Origin of the sequence: Streptomyces sp. NPDC050842 (assembly GCF_044456565.1) — a bacterium.
Taxonomy (GTDB): domain Bacteria; phylum Actinomycetota; class Actinomycetes; order Streptomycetales; family Streptomycetaceae; genus Streptomyces.
On record NZ_JBITGA010000014.1, the window covers coordinates 95,431 to 117,773 of the forward strand.

The 22,343-nt window shown below is 73.2% G+C and carries 15 protein-coding genes; 9 read left to right on the top strand and 6 right to left on the bottom strand.

Going from position 1 to position 22,343, the window contains the following annotated elements; all coding sequences use genetic code 11:
• Nucleotides 1–141 precede the first annotated feature (141 nt).
• Complete coding sequence (locus tag ACIBG6_RS35770) at nt 142–414, top strand: hypothetical protein (protein WP_317593982.1); 273 nt, start codon at nt 142–144, stop codon at nt 412–414.
• 206 nt (nt 415–620) lie between these two features.
• Here ACIBG6_RS35770 and ACIBG6_RS35775 read toward each other — a convergent pair whose 3' ends face one another.
• From ACIBG6_RS35775 to ACIBG6_RS35785, 3 genes are all read right to left on the bottom strand, one after another.
• A complete protein-coding gene (locus tag ACIBG6_RS35775; protein ID WP_399226910.1) occupies nt 621–1,817 on the bottom strand; it encodes a CaiB/BaiF CoA transferase family protein in 1,197 nt (398 codons plus the stop codon).
• A gap of 233 nt (nt 1,818–2,050) precedes the next feature.
• On the bottom strand, nt 2,051–2,827 hold the full coding sequence (locus ACIBG6_RS35780; RefSeq protein WP_399226911.1) for an ABC transporter permease: 777 nt from the start codon (nt 2,825–2,827) through the stop codon (nt 2,051–2,053).
• Nucleotides 2,824–3,762, bottom strand: a complete 939-nt coding sequence (locus ACIBG6_RS35785) for an ATP-binding cassette domain-containing protein (RefSeq protein WP_399226912.1) — start codon at nt 3,760–3,762, stop codon at nt 2,824–2,826. The genes ACIBG6_RS35780 and ACIBG6_RS35785 overlap by 4 nt, the downstream gene beginning before the upstream one ends.
• A 62-nt stretch (nt 3,763–3,824) precedes the next feature.
• Here ACIBG6_RS35785 and ACIBG6_RS35790 point away from each other — a divergent pair, with 62 nt between their 5' ends.
• A complete protein-coding gene (locus tag ACIBG6_RS35790) occupies nt 3,825–4,556 on the top strand; it encodes a TetR/AcrR family transcriptional regulator (RefSeq protein ID WP_399226913.1) in 732 nt (243 codons plus the stop codon).
• Nucleotides 4,557–4,563: 7 nt separating this feature from the next.
• Here ACIBG6_RS35790 and ACIBG6_RS35795 read toward each other — a convergent pair whose 3' ends face one another.
• The 3 genes from ACIBG6_RS35795 to hmgA are packed head-to-tail and all read right to left on the bottom strand — an operon-like array spanning nt 4,564 to nt 7,896.
• The gene (locus tag ACIBG6_RS35795) at nt 4,564–5,778 is read right to left on the bottom strand and encodes a type ISP restriction/modification enzyme (RefSeq protein WP_399226914.1); all 1,215 of its coding nucleotides are present in this window, start codon (nt 5,776–5,778) and stop codon (nt 4,564–4,566) included.
• Between the two features lie 14 nt (nt 5,779–5,792).
• Nucleotides 5,793–6,542 carry a GntR family transcriptional regulator gene (locus ACIBG6_RS35800; protein ID WP_399226915.1) on the bottom strand — a complete coding sequence of 250 codons (750 nt, stop codon included), beginning with the start codon at nt 6,540–6,542 and terminating at the stop codon, nt 5,793–5,795.
• A gap of 40 nt (nt 6,543–6,582) precedes the next feature.
• On the bottom strand, nt 6,583–7,896 hold the full coding sequence (gene hmgA, locus ACIBG6_RS35805) for a homogentisate 1,2-dioxygenase (RefSeq protein WP_399226916.1): 1,314 nt from the start codon (nt 7,894–7,896) through the stop codon (nt 6,583–6,585).
• Nucleotides 7,897–8,048: 152 nt separating this feature from the next.
• On the opposite strand from hmgA, the gene ACIBG6_RS35810 reads away from it, so the two are divergent.
• The 7 genes from ACIBG6_RS35810 to ACIBG6_RS35840 all read left to right on the top strand — a co-directional run bounded on the left by ACIBG6_RS35810 (nt 8,049) and on the right by ACIBG6_RS35840 (nt 22,210).
• Nucleotides 8,049–10,196 (top strand): right-handed parallel beta-helix repeat-containing protein, encoded by a 2,148-nt coding sequence (locus tag ACIBG6_RS35810; protein WP_399226917.1) that lies wholly within the window; start codon nt 8,049–8,051, stop codon nt 10,194–10,196.
• Nucleotides 10,193–11,053, top strand: coding sequence for a hypothetical protein (locus ACIBG6_RS35815; RefSeq protein WP_399226918.1), 861 nt, complete (start codon nt 10,193–10,195; stop codon nt 11,051–11,053). The genes ACIBG6_RS35810 and ACIBG6_RS35815 overlap by 4 nt, the downstream gene beginning before the upstream one ends.
• Nucleotides 11,050–12,363 (top strand): hypothetical protein, encoded by a 1,314-nt coding sequence (locus tag ACIBG6_RS35820; RefSeq protein WP_399226919.1) that lies wholly within the window; start codon nt 11,050–11,052, stop codon nt 12,361–12,363. Before ACIBG6_RS35815 ends, ACIBG6_RS35820 begins: the two co-directional genes overlap by 4 nt.
• Nucleotides 12,364–12,753: 390 nt before the next feature.
• Nucleotides 12,754–17,661, top strand: a complete 4,908-nt coding sequence (locus ACIBG6_RS35825; protein WP_399226984.1) for an RICIN domain-containing protein — start codon at nt 12,754–12,756, stop codon at nt 17,659–17,661.
• A gap of 171 nt (nt 17,662–17,832) precedes the next feature.
• Nucleotides 17,833–19,155, top strand: a complete 1,323-nt coding sequence (locus ACIBG6_RS35830; protein WP_399226920.1) for a hypothetical protein — start codon at nt 17,833–17,835, stop codon at nt 19,153–19,155.
• A gap of 46 nt (nt 19,156–19,201) precedes the next feature.
• Nucleotides 19,202–19,906, top strand: coding sequence for a TetR family transcriptional regulator (locus ACIBG6_RS35835; protein WP_399226921.1), 705 nt, complete (start codon nt 19,202–19,204; stop codon nt 19,904–19,906).
• A gap of 102 nt (nt 19,907–20,008) precedes the next feature.
• Nucleotides 20,009–22,210, top strand: coding sequence for a molybdopterin oxidoreductase family protein (locus ACIBG6_RS35840; protein ID WP_399226922.1), 2,202 nt, complete (start codon nt 20,009–20,011; stop codon nt 22,208–22,210).
• The last annotated feature ends 133 nt before the right edge of the window (nt 22,211–22,343 follow it).

Here is a 22,343-nt window from a genome sequence, read left to right on the forward strand (position 1 = left end):
TGGAATCAGATGGATTCGCACAGTGACCGTCAACCCTCGTACGGGTGCGGTGAATCCCGTCGGCGGGATACACGGGTGTGACAGTGGAGCGATAGGGTTAGCCTGCCCGGGCCGGGTGCCCTTGTACGGGTGGGGAGTGACATGGAACAGATAGCAATGCGCAGCAGGCCGCGAGTGCCTGCCATCACCTGCGGGAGCAGCGCGACGAGTTCGCGCCTCGACCGCCATCTCGCGGTGCTCGGCGGTCCCGCCGTGCCCCAACGCGAGGTGGCCGAGGCGACGCTGCTGATGCGGGAACTGACGTCGCGTATGCCGGAGGCGTCGGTGCACAGCCACCGCGGCCGCAGCGCGCGCGTCTCGCTCTTCGCTCCGCTCCGCCGTCTGCGTCGCTCGCTCTTCGGCGCGCGCCGCTAGCGGGCCGGGGGCCGGGCCGCGTACCCCGAGGTCGCCCGCCCGCTTCCGCCCGGCCTCTCCCGTACGACTCGGCTCGCGACGACGCCGGACGTGTCCCCGCCCGTCCGGCGTTCCGTCGTGTCCGAACCGGTCGACGGCCCTCGTGGTCCGCCGGTCGACCGCCTCCGTGTGCCGCCGGTCGGCTGCCCCCGTGTGCCGGGTGGTCGTCAGGCGATCACGCCCGCGCTCCGGAGCTCCTTCACCTCCGCCTCGGGCACTCCGAGCTCCCCGAGGACCTCGTCCGTGTCCTGGCCGAGGGCCGGGATCCGGTCCATACGCGGCTCCGGACCGTCCGGGAAGACGATCGGCGGCAGCAGTGAACGCAGCGGCCCGACCGGGGAGTCCACCGGCCTCCAGCGGTCCCGGGCCGTCAGCTGAGGGTGGTCCGCGAGCTCCGCGACCGAGTTGAGCCGGGCGCAGGCGACGCCCGCCGCGTCGAGACGCGCCAGCGCCTCCGGGGCCGTGAGCGGGGCCAGCGCCTCCGCCACCACCGCGTCCGTCGCCGCGCGTCCGGCGACCCGGGCCGTGTTCGTCGCGAAGGCCGGGTCCTCGGCGAGCTCGGGGCGGCCGATGACCTGTTCGGCGAGCCGTCGCCACTCGCGGTCGTTCTGTACGGAGAGCAGCACCAGACCCCCGTCGGCCGTCGGATAGGCGTCGTACGGCGCGATCACCGCGTGCGCGAGCCCCGTTCGCGCCGGGGCCGTGCCTCCGTGCGACCCGTGGTGCAGCGGATGCCCCATCCACTCGGCCAGCGCGTCGAGCAGGGAGACCTCCACAGGACCGCCGCGCCCGGTCGTGCCGCGCCGGACGAGAGCGGCGAGGACACCCGAGAAGGCGTACATCCCGGCGGCGATGTCGGCCGCCGGGATCCCCGACTTGACCGGCTGGTCCGGGGTGCCGGTCACCGAGACGAGACCTGCCTCGCACTGGACGAGCATGTCGTACGCCCGCTTGTGCGCGTACGGGCCGGCCGCTCCGTACCCCGAGACGTCCACCGCGATCAGCCGCGGGTGCGCGGCGCACAGCGTGGCGGCGTCGAGGCCGAGCCGGGCCGCGGAGCCCTGCGCCAGGTTCTGGACGAAGACGTCGGCGCCGGCCACCAGGCGCCGGACCAGCGCCAGCCCCCGGGGGTCCTTGAGATCGACCGCCACCGACTCCTTGCCGCGGTTGCACCAGACGAAGTGCGAGGCGAGGCCGCGGGCGGCCGTGTCGTACCCCCGGGCGAAGTCCCCGCCGTCGGGGCGCTCGATCTTGACGACACGGGCGCCGAGGTCCGCGAGCTGCCGGGTGGCGAAGGGGGCGGCGACGGCCTGCTCGACGGCGACGACCGTGATCCCTTCGAGGGGGAGTGGCTGAGTGCTCATGACAGCCCTGCCTACCCTGCCGGGCCGCCCCCTGTCATCAGGGGATGCGTCACGTCCCCTGACGGGGGGTAGGGCCTGTCCGGCGGATCATGGCCGGGGTCGCGGGGCCTGGCACGGCACCTCGCCGCGTTGCCGAACCGCCCCCATAGCTCCGCTATGAGGGCGCTCCGGCGCCTTGCGATGCACCGCACCAGACCCCGCGCCCTATCCGACCCTGATCCGCCGGACAGGCCCTAGCGTCGGGCGTAGCGGCGGACCGCGAGCGGGGCGAAGAGCGCGATCAGGGCCAGCGACCAGAGCAGCGCCCCCGCCACCGGGTGGGCCACCGGCCAGGCGGCGTCCGTCGGTACGGGCGCGTTGCCGAAGAGCAGCCGTACCGCCGTGGTGACCGCCGAGATCGGGTTCCATTCGGCGACCGTCCGCAGCCACCCCGGCATGCCGTCCGTCGGGATGTAGGCGTTGGAGAGCAGCGGCAGCATGAACGTGGCGCTGCCGAGCTGGCCGGCGGCCTCCTCGCTCTGCGAGGCCAGGCCGAGCAGGATGCCGATCCAGGTCGTCGCGAAGCGGAAGAGGAGCAGCAGGCCGAAGGCGCCCAGGGCCTCCAGGGCGGTGCCCTCGATCCGCCAGCCGATGGCGAGTCCGACGAGGATCAGCGGGACCGTGCCGACCGCGCTCGCCACCAGGTCGGCGAGTGCCTGCCCGAGGGGGACGGCGGCCCGGCTCACGGGCAGGGTGCGGAAGCGGTCCATGACGCCCCGGTGCGAGTCCTGCGCGGCCTGGAACATGCCGGTCATCAGGCCGCCGGCGGCCGTGGCGACGAGCATGCCGGGGACCAGGAAGGCCCGGTACTCGGCGCCCGGCATGGCGAGCGCGCTGCCGAAGACGTACCCGAAGAAGAGGAGGAAGACGATCGGCATCGTCTGGGTCATGACGGTGATGGCGGGGGCGTGCCGGATCCGCTGGAGGTGGCGGCCGAGGACGGCGGTCCCGTCGTGCACGAGTGCGCTCACGCGGCGAACTCCTTCCGGGCGGTGAGGCGCAGGAACACCTCGTCCAGGGTGGGCGTACGCAGGGACGCGTCGACGATGTGGACCCCGGCGGCGTCGATCTCGCGGACGATCCGGGGGAGGGTGAGCGTGGTGTCCACGGTCACCGCGCCGACCGTGTGCCGCTCGGCGTCCAGGGCCGGGGCCGCGCCGGTGAGCCGGTCGAGGACGGCGGCGGCCGCTTCCAGGAGGGAGGGGTCGGCGACGACGACCTCGGCGTAGTGGCCGATGAGCGCCTTGAGTTCGGCGGGCGTGCCGCGCTGGGCGACCCGTCCGTCGTCGATCAGGACGATGTCGTCGGCGAGCCGGTCGGCCTCCTCCAGGTACTGGGTGGTGAGCAGGACGGTCGTGCCCTCGGACGCCAACCCCCGTACGGCGTCCCAGATGCCGTTCCGGCTGTGCGGGTCGAGGCCGGTCGTCGGCTCGTCGAGGAAGAGGACGTCGGGCCGGACGAGCAGGCTCGCGGCCAGGTCGAGGCGGCGCCGCATCCCGCCCGAGTACGTGCGCGCGGGCCGGTCGGCCGCGGCGGTCAGGCCGAACCGCTCCAGGAGTTCGTCGGCGCGGGAGCGCGGGGCGCGCAGGAGTCGGGCGAAGAGCCGGAGGTTCTCGGCGCCGGTCAGGTCGCCGTCGATGGAGGCGTACTGGCCGGTGACCGCGATCTTGCGGCGTACGCCCGCCGGGTCGCGCACCACGTCGTGGCCGGCGACCCGCGCGCTGCCCGCGTCGGGTGCGACCAGGGTCGTCAGGATCCGGACGGCGGTGGTCTTGCCGGCACCGTTGGGGCCGAGGACGCCGCAGACCGTGCCTTCGGGGACGGCCAGGTCGAGCCCGCGCAGGGCGTGGACCTCCCCGTACCGTTTCTGCAGACCCTCACTAAGTACAGCGTACGTAGTCGTCATGGCGCGACCCTACCCCACTACGTACGGCGTACGTAACTAGGATGGGGGCGAGGTGGTGATCCATGGCGGGCCGAGCGGCCGAACCGGAAGTGATCTGGGCGCGGCCCGAGCGCGCGGGCCGAGGCCCGAAGCCGGCGTACAGCAGGAGCGACATCGTGGCCGCCGCGGTCCGCATCGCCGACGCCGACGGCATCGACGCGGTCTCGATGCGCCGCATCGCGGGCGACATCGGCTGCGGCACGATGTCGCTCTACAACTACGTCCCCCGCAAGGAGGACCTGTACGAGCTGATGGTCGACGCCGTCAGCGCCGAGTACGCGCTCTCCGACCCGCTCGGCACGTCCGGCGGTGACTGGCGCGCGGACATGTTCGACATGGGCCGGCAGGCGCGCGGGATCCTGCGCCGCCACCCCTGGGTGATCCGGCTGATGACCACCGGCTACGCCTACGGCCCGAACGCCCTGCGGTTCCTGGAGCACTGCCTCGGCTGCCTGGACGGCCTCGACCTGCCCGGCGGCACCAAGATGGAACTCATCGCGAGCGTCAACGGCACCGTGATGACCATCGTCGCCAACGAGATCGCCCTCGCCGAGCGCGCCCGCTCCCTGCCCTGGTCCGGCGAACAGGAACTGGCCGTCCGCACCGCCTACCTGAGCCGGCAGATCGCGGGCGGCGGCTACCCCCGGCTGGCCTCCGTACTGGCCGGGTCGGGGATCGAACGGCTCGACCCCGAAGAGGTCTTCGAGCGGACCCTGGGGCGGGTGCTCGACTCCTTCGTGCCCGCGACTGCCTGAGACGCCGCTACAGCAGGGCGAACTGGCCCTCCGGGCCCTCTTCCCGATGATCCAGTACGGACGCGGGGCGGCGGGCCCGGTCCGGCACCGGCAGCACCCCGGCCGCCCGCAGCTCCTCCCGGGAAGGGCCACCGGCCGTCGCGAAGGCGGCGCGCTCCGGCTCCCGCGCGCCGAGCAGCGCCAGGACCGTGACCAGGTCGAGCAGCTCCGAGGTCCACTCCTGCGGCCAGGCGGCCGGCCCGAGAGCCTCCAGGGAGCCCGGCTCGGCCACCGCCGTCCGGTGCGCGAACCACTGCTCCAGGACACGCACCCCGCCGACCCGGAACTCCCAGGCCTCCGCCGGTACGGGGGAGATCCGGCCCTCCCCGAGGCCCAGGACCTCGTCCCCCGCGTCGTACGTCACGTCCCCGGGCCGCGCCGGGACCGCCGCCCGCACATAGGGGCGGCGTCCGCCCGGCAGCCTCGGCTTCGACCCGCTCAGGGCGCCCCGCAGCTGCACGTCGGCGAGCTCCCGGCCCAGCGCCACACCCGCCGCCCAGACCTCCGGGTCCGCGGGGAGCGGGACGCGGCAGCCGGCGGGGGAGGGGACGGCCGCCGCCAGCGTCCAGGCGAGCCACTCGCGGGCGTCGACCCCGTGTCCGTACCGGTCGGTGAGGAACCGCAGCAGGCCCGGCGCGAGATTGGGCTCGTGGCCGCCCGGGCGCCGGAACAGCGGGCGGATCCGGCCGGGACGGCCCGCCGGGGAGCGCCCCTCGGGGAGCGCGGCCGTCACCAGGAGCGCGGGGCCGGCCGCCCCGGGGACGTACCCCTGCTCGACGGCGAAGATCTGCGGCTCCCCGGCGACCCGCCACAGCTCGGGGCGCGCGGTGTCGATGAGCCGGTGGTCGGGGAGCAGCCACTGCTCGTCGAACGGCCCGTGCGCGACGCGTACCGGCTCCGGGCACGGGCCCGACTCGCGGGCGAAGCGCGCGGTCCCGGTGCGCTGACCGGGCAGCGCCGCCACCGCGCTTGCCGGGGTCCGGGCCCGGCTCGGCCGGAAGAGCGCCTCGCGCTCGGCCCCCTCGGCGGCGGTCAGCCGGTCCCAGCGGACCCGCAGAGTCCGTGCGTCCGGCGCCACGATCCAGGACCGCCCGAAGCGCAGCGGCGCGACGGACCACGGCATGAGGTCGTCGAGGAGGGGCAGGTCGTCATACGAACCTGAGGCTTCCGTCACGCCCCGCATGCTAACCAGCGCTGTCAGTGCGCCTCCACCGTCACGGTGAAGGAGAAGCGGTCGCCGCGGTACCGGATGCGGGCCACGTCGACGACCCTGCCGTCCTCGTCGTAGGTCACGCCGGTGTAGTGGAGGATCGGCGAGAGCAGCGGGACCTGGAGCAGGCCCGCCGTCTCCGGGTCGGCGAGGCGGGCCTCGACCGTGTCCGTGATGCGGCTGATCCGCACCCCGACCACGTCCCGCAGCACCTTCGTCATCGGCCACCGCTCCAGGTCGGCCGGGTCGATCGCGGCCGCGAGCTCCGGCCGCACCGCGTTCTCCACCCAGTTCGTCGGCTCGCCGCTCTCCCCGTCACGGCGCAGCCGCCGGTACGCCACGACCTCCGTCAGGTCCGGGAAGTACTCGATGAGCTCGCCCGGCACCGGCCCGGCGCCGTGCCCGAGGACCGTCGTCCGCTCGCCCGACTGCTGGGCCACGATCGCGTCGATCGAGCCGAGCAGCCGGCGCGGGGTGGAGCGGCGGGCACCCGGCTCGATGAAGGTGCCGCGCCGCCGGTGCCGGCTGATCAGGCCCTCCTCCTCCAGCTCCTTGAGGGCCTGGCGCATGGTCAGCACGCTCACGCCGTAGTGGGCGGCGAGCTGCTCCTCGGTGGGCAGCCGCAGCGAGGCGTCGGGCGTGCGGCCCAGTATCGAGGCGCGCAACGACTGTGAGACCTGATACCAGAGCGGCAGCTTGCGGTTCAGGACCAGCGAGTCGGGTGCGAAGGCGGTCACGTGTTCTCCGTACGACGGCTACGGGCTTACGGCCGGGACTCTACGGCCGGAAGTGGCGCTCAAGACCCTGCCATACGTCGTCGTACCCCTTCTGCAGATGGTCGGCGTTCGCGGCCTGCGGGGTCGCGGTCACCGGCCAGCGGGTCTCGAACATGAAGGCGAGGCCGTCGTCGATCCGCTGCGGCCGCAGCTCCGCCGCGCTGGCCTTGTCGAAGGTCTCCCGGTCGGGGCCGTGCGCGGACATCATGTTGTGCAGCGAACCGCCGCCGGGCACGAAGCCTTCGGCCTTGGCGTCGTACGCGCCCTCGATGAGGCCCATGTACTCGCTCATCACGTTGCGGTGGAAGTACGGCGGGCGGAAGGTGTCCTCGCCGACGAGCCAGCGCGGGGCGAAGACGACGAAGTCGACGCCCGCGAGCCCCGGGGTGTCGGACGGCGCCGTGAGGACCGTGAAGATCGACGGGTCGGGGTGGTCGTAGGAGATCGTCCCGATGACGTTGAAGCGGTGCAGGTCGTAGACGTACGGGGTGTGGTTGCCGTGCCAGGCGACGACGTCCAGCGGGGAGTGGCCGTAGATCGCCGACCAGAGGTGGCCGCAGTACTTGTTGACCACCTCGACCGGCCCCTCGACGTCCTCGTAGGCGGCGACGGGGGCCCGGAAGTCGCGGGCGTTGGCGAGGCCGTTGGCGCCGATCGGGCCGAGGTCGGGGAGCTGGAAGGGCGCCCCGTAGTTCTCGCAGACGTAGCCCCGGGCGGTCTCTTCGAGGAGCTCGACGCGGAAACGGACGCCGCGGGGGATCAGCGCGACCTCGCCGGGGTACGCGGCGAGCAGGCCCAGCTCCGTACGGAGGAGCAGGCCGCCGCGCTCGGGGACGATCAGGAGCTCGCCGTCGGCGTTGCCGAAGACCCGCTCCATGGAGGCGTTGGCGTGGTAGAGGTGCACGGCCATGCCGCTGCGCTGGGTCGCGTCGCCGTTGCCGCCGAGGGTCCACAGACCGGCGAGCCAGTCGGTGCCGGGCGCCGGCTCGGGCAGCGGGTTCCAGCGGAGCCGGTTGGGGTCGGGCACGGTCTCGGTGAAGGGGGCCCCGCGCAGCGCGCCGTCGTCGGTCCGGGTGAACGGCGGGTGCGCGGCCGAGGGGCGGATCCGGTAGAGCCAGGAGCGGCGGTTGTGCGCCCGCGGCTCGGTGAAGGCGCTGCCGCTGAGCTGCTCGGCGTACAGGCCGAGGGGTGCGCGCTGCGGCGAGTTGCGGCCGTGCGGCAGCGCGCCGGGGACCGCCTCCGAGCTGTGCTCGTTGCCGAAACCGGTGCTGTAGGTGAGCGCCTCGGCCGTCTTCCTGGCCTGCTCCGTGGTCATCGCCCGCTCCTGTCCTGAGCCCGCAAGGGAATCCTATGGATGACCGTAGGATTCCGCGGCGCTCCCGTCAACGGGGCGCGGGTGAGAGGCGTTCCGGATTGGTAGCGCACGAGGGGGTCAGAAAAGATGAACAATGCTCTACTCTCACGCGCATGTCCTGGTCCCGAAGATTCGTCCTCGCCCTTTCGGTCGTGCTCGCGGCCCTTGCCGCGACCCTGCTCACCGCGCCCGGGGCCCAGGCCCACGAGGAGCGGCCCGTCACCTTCCCCGACGGCTCCGGCACCGTGCCGACGCTCCGCACGGGCGAGCCCGACCTCCTCGTCTGCAAGACCGACCGCGCCGACTTCGCGCGCCGGATATCCGCCTTCCCGGCCCCGCTCAAGGCCCGCAACCTCGCCCTCCTCGACCGCTGCGCCCGCGAGGGGTACCGCCACCTCCAGCAGGCCGTCGACGCCGTCGACCGGCCGGGCATGACGATCGCGATCCTCCCCGGCCTCTACGAGGAGGAGCCCTCGCTGCCCGCGCCCACCGGCGCCTGCGCCTCGCTCAAGGCACCGACCTCGTCGTTCGGCTACCAGATCCTCAGCTACGAGCAGCAGCGGCAGTGCCCGCACAACCAGAACCTGGTCGCGATCTTCGGCAAGAAGAACCTCCAGATCGAGGGCACCGGCGCCACCCGTATGGACGTCGTCATCGACGCCAAGTACCAGAAGCTCAACGGCGTCCGGGCCGACCAGTCCGACGGCGTCTACTTCCGCAACTTCACCGCCCAGCGCACCACCTTCAACTCGCTGTACGTGCTCGCCGCCGACGGCTTCGTCATCGACGACGTCCTCACCCGCTGGAACGACGAGTACGGCTTCCTCACGTTCGCCTCCGACCACGGCCTCTACAAGAACTGCGAGTCGTACGGCAACGGCGACTCCGGCATCTACCCCGGCTCGGCCTCGAACATCAACGACGGCCGCGGCTACGACGTACCCCGCTACTCCATCGAGATCACCGGCTGCCGCAGCCACCACAACATGGTCGGCTACTCCGGCACCGCCGGAGACTCGGTCTGGGTCCACGACAACGAGTTCGACCACAACATGGGCGGCGCCTCCATGGACTCCGCCTTCCCCGGCCACCCCGGACTTCCCCAGAACCACGCCCGCTTCGAGCGCAACCTGATCCACGACAACAACCAGAACTACTACCCGTACGTCGCCGACGGCACCTGCGCCAAGCCGCCCGTCGACCGCGGCTACGAACGGGGCGTCGTCTGCCCCCAGATCTCCATGCCGCCCGGCACCGGCATCATCACCGCCGGCGGCAACTGGAACCTCTACGAGAACAACTGGGTCTACGGCCACCAGCGCACCGCCTTCTACCTCAACGCCGTGCCCGCCTTCATCCGCGGCGAGTCCGCCTGGGGCAAGCAGACCGACACCTCCCACCACAACCGCTACGCCGCCAACCACCTCGGCGTCGACAAGGCCGGAAACTCCCGCCCCAACCGCACCGACGTCTCCTGGGACGGCCAGGGCAGCGGCAACTGCTGGCAGTCCGACGCCGGCGCGTCCAGCCCCGGCGCCCTGCCCGGCTGCGGAGAACGCCGAGGCGACGTCTCCGGCAACACCGACCGCCTCGTCGGCGAGCCCGTCAAGCTCGCCCAGCTCCTCGTCTGCGCCGACTACAGCGTCCCGGAGCGCCGCCTCCCGGCAGGTTGCGACTGGTACGGCGCCCGCGGCCTGGAGCGCGTCGAGACCCAACTCGCCCTCGGCAGTGCCCTCGTCCTCGCCCTGACCGGCTTCGCCCTGTGGTGGCGCCGCCTGCGCGGCCACCGGCTCGCGGGCGTGGCCACCCTCGTCGGCCTCGCCGGCCTGGCCCTGGACGTGGTCGGCTCGACCCTCGCCCTCACCCCGACCGTCGTCCCGGCCCTCGCGCTGCTCCTCACCGGCGTGTGGTGGACCCTCATCGGCCTCGCCCTGCGGCCCACCCGCCCCGGCTTCGCCTGGACCACGGTCGTCCTCGGCGCCCTCACCCTGCTCGACGCCTTCGACAAGGCGGTCCTGATGCTCCCGGGCATCCCGCTCAGCCCCGCCTGGGTCCGCCTGCTGCTCGGCGTCGTCTGGGTCCTCTGGGCGGTGATCGCGGCAGGCACCCGCACACCGGAACCGACCGACCCCGACCGGGAGACGGAGCTCATGGAGGCACCCGCCACCACCCTCGCGGCCACCCCCTCCGCGGCCGCCACCGCCGAGTCCACCACCGCCGAGTCCGCCGACCCGCGCCCCCGTGAGGAGGGGACGGCGTGACGCACCACCCCCGCCGGGCGTCGACGTCCCTCCTCTCCGCGGCGCTCGTCCTGACGGCGGCACTGTCCCTCGCGGGCTGCGGCGACCGGCCCACCACCCACCACAACCCCGGCACCAGCCATGAGGAGGCCACCGGGAGCAGCGGCACCCTGCTCCCGGCCCGCGACGAGGCCGGCCACCGGCTGCGGGAGGTCCCCGCCGCGACCGCGCCCACCGTCCGGATCGACACCAGGCCCGACACCGAGGGCGGCTGGAACGTCCACCTCACGGTGGAGAGGTTCCGCTTCACCCCGGACAGCACCGGCGGCGCCGCCCTCCCCGGCCGGGGCCACGCCCGTCTCCTGGCCGACGGCAAGGAGACCACCCGTCTGTACGGCGCCTGGGGGTACGTACCGCCCGGGGTCCGCACCCTGACCGTCCGCCTCCACGCGGACGACCACACGGTCTGGGCCGTCGAGGGTGCCCCCGTCCAGGCCACCGTCCGCCTGGACGGCGCCCCCGCCCCCTCGACCCCGCCGAGCCCCCGCCCCTCCGCCACGGCCACAGCCACCACCACCGCCACCGTCGCGCCGCCGAGCCCCCAGCCGTCCGAAACCGGCCGGACCGTCGCCCTCACCATCACCGGGAAGACCGTCCAGCCACCTCCCTCCCGCATCGAGTTGAAGAAGGGCGAGCGCCTCACCCTCCGGGTCACCGGCGACCGCGCCGACACCCTCCACGTCCACGGCTACGACCGCGAACTCCCCCTCTCTCCCGGCGTCCCCGCCACCCTCACCCTCACCGCCGACCGCACCGGTCTCTTCGAGGTCGAGACCCACGAGTCCGGACTCCTCCTGACCCAACTCGTCGTCCGATGACCGGCGTCCCGGTCCCCGTCCCCGGCCTCCCGCTCGCCCCGACGTCCGGCCTCCCACTGGCCCACGGTGTCGGCTCGCAGCACGACCTCCCCCTCTCGCCCTTCTACGCCTACGCGGGCGCCTTCACCGCACTCCTCGTCTCCTTCCTCGCCCTCGGGCTGCTCTGGTCCTCGTCCCGCTTCCGCGGTGACGAGGCCGGGCGGCCCGTCCCGGCGGCCGTCCAGCGGGTGGCCGACGCGCCGGTCACCCGCACCGCGCTCCGGCTCCTCGGCGCCGCCGCCGCCCTGCTCTTCCTCGCCCACCTCCTCCTCGGCCCCGACGACCCGGACCGCAACCCCGCGCCCGGCGCCCTCTACGTCCTCCTCTGGGTCGGCCTCGTCCCCGCCTCCCTCCTCCTCGGCCCCGTCTGGCGCCTCCTCAACCCGCTCCGCACCCTTCACTCCCTCCGCCCGCCACGGAGCCCCCGCCCCCTGCCCGCCGCGGTCGGCATCCGCCCCGCCGCCGCCGGGCTCCTCCTCTTCACCTGGCTCGAGCTCGTCGCCCCCGACAACACCTCCGCCACCACCCTCCTCATCGCCCTCGCCGTCCACGCCGGCGTCCAACTCCTCGGCGCCGCCCGCTACGGCGACCGATGGTTCGCCCACGCCGACCCCTTCGAGGTCTACTCCTCCCTCCTCGCCCGGCTCTCCCCGCTCGGCCGCCGCGCCGACGGCCGCCTGGTCCTGCGCTCCCCCTTCCACAGCCTCGACTCCACCCCGCAGACCCCCGGTCTCGTCGCCACCGTCTGCGTCCTCCTCGGCTCCACCGCCTACGACGGCCTCTCCGACAACCCCCGCTGGATCACCACCCTCCAGACCTCCTCCCTCGACCCCACCGTCACCGCCACGCTCGGCCTCCTCGCCGTCGTCGCCCTCGCCGCCGCCTGCTACGGCCTCTGCGCGGGCGCCCTCCGCCTCATGGACCGGTCCCTCACCACGCCCCTCACCTCCTTCGCGCACTCGCTCCTGCCCATCGCCCTCGGCTACCTCGTCGCCCACTACTTCTCGCTCTTCGTCACCGAAGGACCACGTACCGTCATCATGGCAGCGGGCACTGACAACGCCCTCTCACCCGCCCCACCACTGGGTCCCGGCGGCCTCGCGACCCTCCAGGTCGCCGCGATCGTCACCGGTCACGTCCTCGGTGTCGTCGCCGCCCACGACCGGTCCGTCCGGCTCTTCCCGCCCGCCCGGGCCGTCGCGGGCCAGCTGCCGCTGTTCGTGCTGATGATCGCGTACACCCTCGGAGGCATCGGCCTGCTCATCGCCTGACGCGAGGCGAACTCTTCAGTAACCCTCTTGATCAAGGGGGTTGGCCTGTGTCTATGGTGATCCCCGCGCGCCGGACGGAGCCTGACCACTCCACGACGGCACGCACATCACCGGCGGCCGGGGGAACAGTGCCGCCACGGGGAGGGACGGACCACCATGCCGCGACACAGGCTCGTCATGCCCGCCGAGAGGGGCTGCATCGCCCTGCTCCGCGCGCGATCCGGCGCGCCCGTGTAGATCCGTCGGGTCCGTCGGGTCCGTCGGGTCCGCGGGATCCGCTGGATCGGATGGATCCGTCGGATCCACGCGCGGAGGTCCGGTCCCTCCTCAGGGGCGCCCCCACCGTCCTCGTTCCATACGAAGGATGCACTCTTGCGTTTCAGACCAGGCATGCTCATACCCGGATCACGGTTGTCCGTGATCCTGACCCCCCTCACCACCGCCGTGACCGGCCTCGCCGTGCTCGGCGGCCTCGCCGTCCAGCCCGGCGCCGTCGCCCCGCGCATGGCCGCGGTCGGCAACGACTACGACTGGTACGACGAGACCGCCGCGGAGGAACTGCGGCAGGACCAGTGCCTGATGGCCGACGTGCTGCGCGTGGGCGGGCCCGCCATGGCCGCCGTCGCCCAGGGCGGGCTCGATCTGCCGCCCGAGGGCCTCCACACCGCGGCCAACCGCAAGTACTGGGAGACCACTCCGCTCGCCGCGGCGTTCACGAAGGACAAGGCCGCCGCCGACAAGGAGTTGGCGGACATCTACGCCCTCCGGGAGAGCTGGAAGAAGCCCGTGTACGGGCTGACCACTCCCGCGGGCATCAACAACACCACCTTCCACTGGCCGCCCGGCGTCAGCGAGGGCGAGGACTTCCACACCCAGACCGGTCTGACCAAGTGGATCGCCGACCGGTTCTGGAAGGACGAGGGCGACTTCTACGTCGATCCCACCCCGAAGGCCGACGAGAAGACCCGCAAGGCCGTCACCGACCTGGGCACGCCCCTCTACGGCACGGCTCCCAACCCGCAGACGAGTACCGACTGGTACCGCGACGGAGCCGAGCACGAGGGCTTCAAGTGGCTGAAGGAAGCCACCTTCGAGCCCACGGGCGCCGACAACGCCCGGCTCTTCCTGGCCGCCGGCGGCTTCCCCCGTAAGGCCCCCGTCCCGGGATCCGCGGAATTCCGCATCGCCGTCGAGGACATGAAGACCCGGTACTCGACGTGCGCCTGGCGCGACGCGATCGACCCGAACAAGGTCCTCGGCCCCGTCGCCGACACGGCCGCCGCCGAGTGGCAGCAGGAGATCGCCTCCCAGGCCACCCAGCGCAACCAGGTCGTGGACGCGAGCGAGAACGCCACCAAGGCGCTCGCGACCGGCGCCAGGGCGCTCGGCCAGATGCTCGGCCACTCGTGGGTCGCCGACCACCTCACCCGCTGGCAGGACTACTGGTCCGCGGGCGGCGTCGGCTGGACCGGTGACGTCGAGTCCACGATCGAGCTGAAGGCGGCGCCGGGCAAGTGCCTGGAGTCCCAGGGCGGCGGCACCGCCAACGGCACCCCGGTCCAGGTCTACACCTGCAACGGCGGGGCCGGGCAGAAGTGGCGCATGGAAGGTGACGACCACGGTCTGCACCTGCGCAACGTCAAGTCCATGACCTGCCTCGACGTCGCCAACGGCGGTACGGCGGTCGGCACGAAGATCCAGCTGTACACGTGCAACAGCTCCGCGGCGCAGACCTGGGCGTACACCCCCCGGTCCACCACCGCGCTGAAGGGCGTCGGCTCGGGCAAGTGCCTGAACTTCCCGACGTACGACCTCAGCAGGGACGCGCTGCTCGCCACCTGCAACAACACCGGCCCGCAGCAGCTCACCATCAAGCCGTCCGGTCACAACGGCGAGGTGCAGCCCAAGGCCCACTTCGACCAGGCGACGAAGGGCGTCACGGACGCCCGCACGGGCGCGAAGGCTCAGCTCGCGGTCATCAAGCAGCAGGCCGCCGCCGCGAAGACGGCCGTGGCCGCCTCCGACGCCGCCGAGCAGGCCGCGTACGCCATCGCCGACGCCAAGGGCGCTCCGCGTGGCCGCGGACTGCTGGTGGGTCTGCAGAAGGCCCAGGTCACCAAGGGTGTCTCCGCCGCGCTCGACGCGATGGTGAAGGCCGGCGAGACCGCCGAGGCCGCCACCCGCGCCGCCGCCGCGGACAGCGAGACGATCGCGCAGCGCGCGCTCGCCCAGGCCTCCCTGTCGAAGGCCGAGTTCCGCAAGGAGGCGGCCCGCGCCGCCGAGTGGCAGGCCAAGGCCGCCGCGGACGGGGCCAAGTTCCAGCGCGACACCGCCAAGAAGGAGAAGGAGACCGCCGAGGCCAAGCTGGCCGTCGCCGTCCAGGCGGAGGCGGACGCCAAGGCGGCCGCCGCCGACGCCCGCGCCCGCAGGCTCTCGGCGGAGGCGGAGGAGAAGACCGCCGAGAAGGAGAAGCTGACCGCCGTCGCCAAGCAGGGCGAGGCGGCCCAGCACCGGAAGAACGCCGAGGCGGAGGCGGTGAAGGCGGACGACGCCAGGAAGCTCGCCGAGTCCGCCGAATCCACCGCGGTCCAGAAGAAGAACGACGCCGTGAAGGCCAAGGACAAGGCCCGCGACCTGCGGGACGACGCCTGGGCCGCCGAGCAGAAGGCCGACGCCGCCCGCGCCAAGGCCGACGCCAAGGAGGCCTTCGCCCAGGCCCACGAGTCGGACGAGGCCGCGCAGGCGTCCCGGGAGGCCGCGAACGCCGCCGACACGCACGCGGACAACGCGGAGGCGGCGGCCGGCAGGGCACGTGGTGAGGCCGACGCGGCGACGCAGGCCGCCGCCGAGGCGGACGCCGCGGCCACCCGCGCCGAGGCCGCCGCGGGCCGGGCCCGTGCCGACGCGGACGCGGCCCAGGCCGCCAAGCTCAAGTCCGAGGCCGCGGTGAAGACCGCGACCAGCGCCGTCGCCGACGCCCTGGAGGCCTCGCAGCGGGCCGCCGACGCGGCGAAGACCGCGCAGAAGCTGGCCGACGAAGCCGACGCCCGGGCGAAGGAGGCCAAGACCCACGCGGACGAGGCGAGCAAGGAGGCGGCGAAGGCCCTGGCCGCCGCCGCCAAGGCCGCCGGCTTCGCCCACGTCACGGCCCAGGCCGCGGTCGACGCGGGGAACTCCGCCGCGCAGGTCGCCCAGCCCGCCAACGACGCGATCCAGCTCGGCTCCCCGTACGTCACGACCGACTCGGCCGCCGGCCTGGTCGTCCTGACCGGCCAGGCGTCGAAGACCATCGCCGAGCAGCAGAAGGCCGTCGCCGACGCCCACGCCCAGAACGCGAAGGACGAGGCGGCCGCCGCCAAGGTCATCGCGGACGCGGCCACCGGCGAGGCCAAGCAGGCGTACGTGCACGCCGCCAACGCCGCCGCCCACGCGGCCGACGCGCGCACCTACGCCAAGGAGGCCCTCGGCTACGCGGGCGACGCCGCCCGCGCCGCGGCCAAGGCGGCCGAGTCCCTGGCCCGTACGGTCGAGTACGACCGTCAGGCCGGCGAGGACGCCGCCGCCGCCGACAAGGCGGCCGGGCGCGCGGAGGGGCACGCCAAGTCAGCCCGCGAGTCCGCCGACCAGGCCGCCCTGGACGCCCAGGGCGCCCGCGACGCGGCAGCCGCCGCCGAGCAGGCCGCCAAGGACGCCCGAGCGGCGGCCGACCGCGCCGACGCCGCCGCGACCGAGGCCGAGGAAGCGGCCAAGGACGCGCTGAGGTACGCCAAGGAGGCGCAGGAGGCGGCCGACTCCGCCGCCCGTAAGCAGGCCAACCAGCAGATCAAGGACGGCGCGGGCACGGGCGGGATCGGCGGCACGTTCTTCGTCGTCGACGAGGACAGCCTCAAGGTCACCGAATCCAAGCAGCGGGCCCCCTGCGTGCTCGAGCCCGGCTGGACCGGTTGCACCGTCACGTTCGACGTCACGTTCGACGTCGAGGTCGACTTCTTCATGTGCACCAACCCGAACGTGCCGGCCACGGCCGCGGGTTGCCCGTCCGAGGACACCCTGCCGCTCCAACGGCAGTCGTTCAAGGGGCTGAAGAAGGAGGTCACCCGCTACTTCAGCAAGTGGGACCTCATCGAGGAAACCGTCGCCTACAAGATCATCAAGGCCGTCCTGCTGCAGGACTTCATCGACTGCTGGAAGGGCAGCGCCGGCGCCTGCGCCTGGGCCGCGAGCAACTTCATCCCGGGCAAGGCGTTCGTCAAGGCCGGCGAGGCGATCACCGCCCTGCACGCCGCGCTGAACACCGGGATCGGCGTCCGTGACGCGTGGAACACGCTCAAGGCGCTGGACGGGCTGGACCCGGCGACCCTCGCGCGGCTCGAGAACACTGTCAACCTCTACGAGGACATGCTGACGTCCTGCAAGGTCAACAGCTTCCCGGGAGCCACCCGGGTGCTGATGGCGGACGGCAGCCACAAGCCGATCGCCGACGTGCGCGTCGGCGACCGCGTCCTCGCGGCGGACCCGGACAGCGGTGAGCGGCGCTCCCAGACGGTCTCCGCGACCTACGCGCACGACACCGACCGGCTCGTCGACATCACCTTCGCCGACGGGTCCGTCCTGACGAGCACCGCCGGACACCGGGTGTACGTCGAGGGGCGCGACTGGACGGTCGTCTCCGCGCTGCGCACGGGCGACGCCCTGCGCGCGCCCGACGGCTCGCTGCTCGCCGTCACCGGACTGCGGGACCGCGCGGGCCTCGCTCCGCGCGAGGTCCACGACCTGACGGTCGAGGGCCTGCACACGTTCTACGTGCGCGCCGAGGGGCAGCGGGCGAAGGACCTCCTGGTCCACAACTGCACGAAGCTCACCGACGAGATCGACTTCCCCAACAGCGGGGCGCACACGCTGAGCCGCCACGTCGACCCGACGCCCGAGGAGGCCAAGCTCTTCGCGATCCAGAACCGGGACAAGGGCCTGGCTCCGATCAGCAGCGTCTGGACCAGCCAGGCCGTCGCGCAGGAGGCGGTCGACGCCGTCATCAAGTACTACTTCTTCCCGAACGGCAACAGGCGGGAGGCCAGCTTCACGGCCCTGGACAACTTCCTCAACAAGCGGGGCCAGTGGCGCAACAAGACCGAGTTCCCCATCTCCGGCAGGTACGACGGACACTCATCGCTCGGGAAGGTGTACGACGCCGACGGCGGGTGGACCGCGGCCGGCAACCAGGTCAAGGTGGTGCTCAAGAGGCTGCCGCGACAGGACGGACACGACGGGTACATCATCTTCACGGCGTATCCGGTCTGACGACTCCATCGGTCGACGGACTCCATCGGTCGACGGACTCCATCGATCGACGGATTCCGTCGGTTGACGGAGGCCGGTGATCTGATCGCCGGCTGACCCATGACAGCGGGCCCGCTCCTGTTACGGAGCGGGCCCGTACGCCGTGGGACGAGGAAGCGAGAGGAAGTGAGCATGGCAAGACAACGCGAGGCGTACGGAGCCTTCTACGAGGGGGACTTCGGTCTCAGCGCGCTCGCCGCGCGCATTCACGCCTCCGCCGAGCCCGTCGACCCTCCGATGTTCCTGAGCCTCGCCGCGGACGTGGCCGGGCTCTGCGAAGGCGAGGGCGCCGTCGAGCTCGGAACGGACGTACGGCTCCTGCTGGACTCCGCCGTCCCCGACGAGGCGCTGCGCACGGTGTGGCGGGCGGCCACGGGCGGGCGCTTCGACCTGGCCGAGCACGGCACGGACGTCCGCGGCTGGCTGCGTCGGCTCGCGGAGCCGTACCCGGCCCGCGTCCGGGAGACGACACCCCGGCACTGGTCCCTCCGGCCCCCGCCCGTGATCGACGAGGCGGGCCTGCGCGCGGACGTCGTCACCGAGATCCGGGCGTCGGCCGCCGAGGGCGGCGCCTTCACGGCCCCGCCGTTCGCCGGCCTTCCGGGAGCGCTGGAGGCGATCGCCGAAGAGGCCGACGCGGACCTCGCCCTCCGCCTGTACCTCCGGGTCCTCAAGGCCCGGCGCATCGCCGTCGGCAAGGCGCAGTTCGACCGGCTGATGGCGCTCGACGAACGCCTCGCGTACCCCGGTCCGCTCGTCTACGACGACCTCGCCGTACGGTGGCCGCCGGTGGACCCCGCCCGCCGCGACGCCGAGGGGGACTTCGGCCTCACCGCGCTCGCGTCCCGGTTCGCCGGGCCCTGGTACGCGGACACGCCCCGCGACGTCCTGGAACGGGCCGTGGCCGACGACGAAGCCGGGCAGACCCCGGGCACCGCGGCGGCCGTGCTGCTCCAGGACGCCCTCCGTCTCCTGGAATCCCCGGTGCCCACCGGCACGATCGCCACGGTGTGGGGTGCCGCATCGGAACAGGGGTACGACATCGAGGTGGCGGGGACCGACGGAAGGGAGTGGCTCCGGACGGTCGCCGCGGCCTGCCGCGACCACCTCGCCCGGGTCGCCCCCGCTTACGAGCCCCGTACGGCCCCGGTCCGGGCCGAACTCGCCGACGCCGTCCTGGACGTGCTGCGGGAGTCGGCACCGGAGCTCGCGCGCCGGACCGTCAGCCCGCACGCGCGCCCGCTCCCGGGTACGGTCGCGGCCGAGGCCGTCGCGCGGGTCGTCTCCGAGGCCGACCCGGATCTCGGCTTCCGGCTGCTCGTCCGTCTCCTCGCGGTGCTCGCCGTGCCGCTCACCGAGGAGCGGTACGCCCGCTGCCGGGAACTCGGCGAGCGATTCGGGTACGGCGCGTGGCATGTCCCCGAGGCGGTGGAGCGGTTTGTCCGATACGAGTGAGACCGGCGTCGCGGTCGGGCGAGCCGGACCCGACGGGAGCGGCATCATGGCTTCTGTGTCCCAGACCAGCCCGAAGACCCCGCCGGTTCTCCGCCGTGCCCCCGTCCAGCAGCGCAGCGCCGAGCGGCTTGCCCGGATCCTCGACGCCTGCGCCGATCTCCTCGACGAGACCGGTTACGAGCAGCTGAGTACCCGCGCCGTCGCCGCCCGCGCGGGCGTCCCCATCGGCTCCGTCTACCGCTTCTTCGGCAACAAGCGGGCGATGGTCGCCGCCCTCGCCCACCGCAACCTCGACCAGTACGCCGAGCGGATCTCCACCCGCTTCGCGGCGACGCCCCTCCTCGACGCGTACGGAGCCATCGACGGTGTCCTCGACGAGTTCATCGCCATGAAGCTGACCGTCCCCGGCTTCGCGCTCGTCGACTTCGGCGTGCCGGGAGGCGCGCCGGGGGAGACAGCGGCGGAGAGCGGTGAGGGGAAGGACGTGGGGGAGGGGGCCGAGGCAGGGCCCGGTGCCGAGACCGCCGTCGAGGACCCCAATCACCTCGTCGCCGAGCGGCTCTGCGCCCTGCTCGCCACCCACCTCGGCCGCACCGCCGACGAGGTCCTGCTCCGCAAGGTCCTGGTCGGCGTCGAGACCGCCGACGCCCTCGTCCGGCTCGCCTTCCGCACGGCTCCCGAGGGCGACCCGGCGCTGATCGCCGAGACCCGCCAACTCCTGTACGCCTACCTGGCGCCCTCGCTCGCCTAGCGCCCCGCTCCGCCTCGCCCCGCACCCGGATTCCGCGCGCCCCTCCCGTACGTGCCTACCGGTCGGTATGCTCGGCGCCACCCGACGCACCAGGGAGACGCCATGCCCACCGCCCTGCGCATCTGCCCCCTCTGTGAAGCGACCTGCGGACTGACCCTCACGCTCGACGGCTCGCGGGTCACGGGCGCCCGCGGCGACCGCGAGGACGTGTTCAGCCAGGGGTTCATCTGCCCCAAGGGCGCAGCCTTCCCCGAGGTCGACGCCGATCCGGACCGGCTCCGCCGCCCGCTCGTCCGGAAGGACGGCCGGCTCCAGGAGGCGAGCTGGGCTGAGGCGTTCGACACCATCGCCGCCCGGATCAGGCCGTTGATCGAGGAGTACGGGCAGGACTCCGTGGGTATCGTCCTGGGCAACCCCAACGTGCACACGATCGCCGGCGCCCTCTACCCGCCCCTCCTCATCGGCGCCCTGCGCACGCGGAACCTCTTCACCGCGTCCACGCTCGACCAGATGCCCAAGCACGTCTCCAGCGGCCTGCTGTTCGGAGACCCCTTCGCCGTACCCGTCCCGGACCTGGACCGCACCCACCACCTCCTGATCCTCGGAGCCAACCCGCTGGACTCCAACGGAAGTCTGTGCACCGCCCCCGACTTCCCCGGCAGGCTCAAGGCGCTCAAGCGGCGCGGCGGCGCCCTCACCGTGGTCGACCCACGCCGCACCCGCACCGCGCGCCTCGCCGACCGCCACGTCGCCATCCGCCCCGGCGCCGACGCACTCCTCCTCGCCGCCCTCGTCCACACCCTCTTCGAGGAGGGCCTCACCGACCTCGGCGCGCTCGCCGCCCATGTCGAAGGGGTCGAGGACGTACGGGAGGCGGTGAAGGAGTTCAGCCCCGAGGCCGTCGCCGCCGCCTGCGACGTGGACGCCGCCACCCTCCGCACCCTCGCCCGCGAACTGGCCGCGGCGCCCTCCGCCGCCGTCTACGGACGGATGGGCAGCTCCACCGTGGAGTACGGCACCCTCGGTAACTGGCTCGTCGACGTCCTCAACGTCCTCACCGGCAACCTCGACCGGCCCGGGGGCGCGCTCTTCCCGCTCTCCGCCACCGCACCCGCCCCGCGCCCGGCGGGTCCCGGAAGGGGTTTCGCCCTCGGCCGCCGGCACAGCAGGGTCTCGCACCACCCCGAGGCCAAGGGGGAGTTGCCGCTGGTCGCACTCGCCGAGGAGATCGAGACGCCGGGGGACGGACGCATCCGGGCAGTGATCACCGTCGCCGCCAACCCCGTCCTCTCCGCCCCCGACGGGAACCGGCTCGACGACGCCCTCGGCTCCCTCGACCTCATGGTCGCCGTCGACCCGTACCTCAACGAGACCACCCGCCACGCCGACGTCCTCCTCCCCCCGCCGCCACCCTCCCAAAGCGCCCACTTCGACTTCGCCTTCAACGGCTTCGCCGTCCGCGACCAGGCCCGCTACACCCCTGCGGCCGTCCCCCTCGAAGCGGACTCCATGGACGAGTGCGAGATCCACGCCAGGCTGATCCTCGCCGTCTCCGGCATGCATGGCGCCCCGCCGTCCGCCGTCGACGAGCTGGCGATCGACACGACCCTCGCCAAGGCCGTCACCCAGAAGCACTCACCGGCGTACGGCGCGGATCCGAAGGAGTTCGCGGGCCGGCTCACCGGCGCCACCGGACCCGAGCGCCGGCTCGACCTGATGCTGCGCCTCGGCCCGTACGGACTCACCCTCGACGAACTGCGGGCCCACCCGCACGGCATCGACCTCGGCCCGCTCAAGCCGCGCATCCCGGACCTCCTCAAGACCCGCAGCGGCCGGATCGAACTCCTCCCCGCGCCCCTCGCCGCCGATCTGCCCCGGCTGCGCGCCGCGCTGCACGCCGTACCGGCCCCCGGCACCCTCCAGCTCGTCGGCCGCCGGCACCTGCGCTCGAACAACAGCTGGCTGCACAACACCCCCGCCCTGGGCGGCGGCTCGAACCGCTGCACCCTCCAGGTGCACCCCGAGGACGCGGACCGGCTGCTGCTCACCGACGGCGGGCTCGCCCAGATCACCGGGGAAGGCGGCTCCCTCGAGGTACCGGTGGAGATCACCGACGGAGTACGTCCGGGCGTGGTGAGCCTGCCGCACGGCTGGGGCCACGACCGGCCGGGCACCCGGCTCTCCGTGGCGGCCGCGCGCCCCGGGGTCAATGTCAACCAACTCCTCGACGGCTCCCGGATCGACCCTCTCTCCGGCACCGCCGTCCTCAACGGCTTCCCCGTCGAGGTGGCGCCCCTCGACTAGCCTCCTTGCCTCGGCCCCCGCCCCCCCGTGCGGCCTCGGCTCTGACCTGGGGTTTTGCTCGTATTGCTCACGCGTCAACATCTTGTTAACGGCAGAAGAGGGCACCTACCGTCATCCGGACCGCCGCTCGGCG

What these genes read in the sequence shown, in the direction of transcription:
- ACIBG6_RS35795 (WP_399226914.1), bottom strand. Translation starts at nt 5,778, where the DNA reads ATGCGGGGCGTGACGGAAGCCTCAGGTTCGTATGACGACCTGCCCCTC.
- ACIBG6_RS35820 (WP_399226919.1), top strand. Translation starts at nt 11,050, where the DNA reads ATGACCGGCGTCCCGGTCCCCGTCCCCGGCCTCCCGCTCGCCCCGACG.
- ACIBG6_RS35830 (WP_399226920.1), top strand. Translation starts at nt 17,833, where the DNA reads ATGGCAAGACAACGCGAGGCGTACGGAGCCTTCTACGAGGGGGACTTC.
- ACIBG6_RS35835 (WP_399226921.1), top strand. Translation starts at nt 19,202, where the DNA reads ATGGCTTCTGTGTCCCAGACCAGCCCGAAGACCCCGCCGGTTCTCCGC.
- ACIBG6_RS35770 (WP_317593982.1), top strand. Translation starts at nt 142, where the DNA reads ATGGAACAGATAGCAATGCGCAGCAGGCCGCGAGTGCCTGCCATCACC.
- ACIBG6_RS35825 (WP_399226984.1), top strand. Translation starts at nt 12,754, where the DNA reads ATGCTCATACCCGGATCACGGTTGTCCGTGATCCTGACCCCCCTCACC.
- ACIBG6_RS35790 (WP_399226913.1), top strand. Translation starts at nt 3,825, where the DNA reads ATGGCGGGCCGAGCGGCCGAACCGGAAGTGATCTGGGCGCGGCCCGAG.
- hmgA (WP_399226916.1), bottom strand. Translation starts at nt 7,896, where the DNA reads ATGACCACGGAGCAGGCCAGGAAGACGGCCGAGGCGCTCACCTACAGC.
- ACIBG6_RS35810 (WP_399226917.1), top strand. Translation starts at nt 8,049, where the DNA reads ATGTCCTGGTCCCGAAGATTCGTCCTCGCCCTTTCGGTCGTGCTCGCG.
- ACIBG6_RS35775 (WP_399226910.1), bottom strand. Translation starts at nt 1,817, where the DNA reads ATGAGCACTCAGCCACTCCCCCTCGAAGGGATCACGGTCGTCGCCGTC.
- ACIBG6_RS35840 (WP_399226922.1), top strand. Translation starts at nt 20,009, where the DNA reads ATGCCCACCGCCCTGCGCATCTGCCCCCTCTGTGAAGCGACCTGCGGA.
- ACIBG6_RS35785 (WP_399226912.1), bottom strand. Translation starts at nt 3,762, where the DNA reads ATGACGACTACGTACGCTGTACTTAGTGAGGGTCTGCAGAAACGGTAC.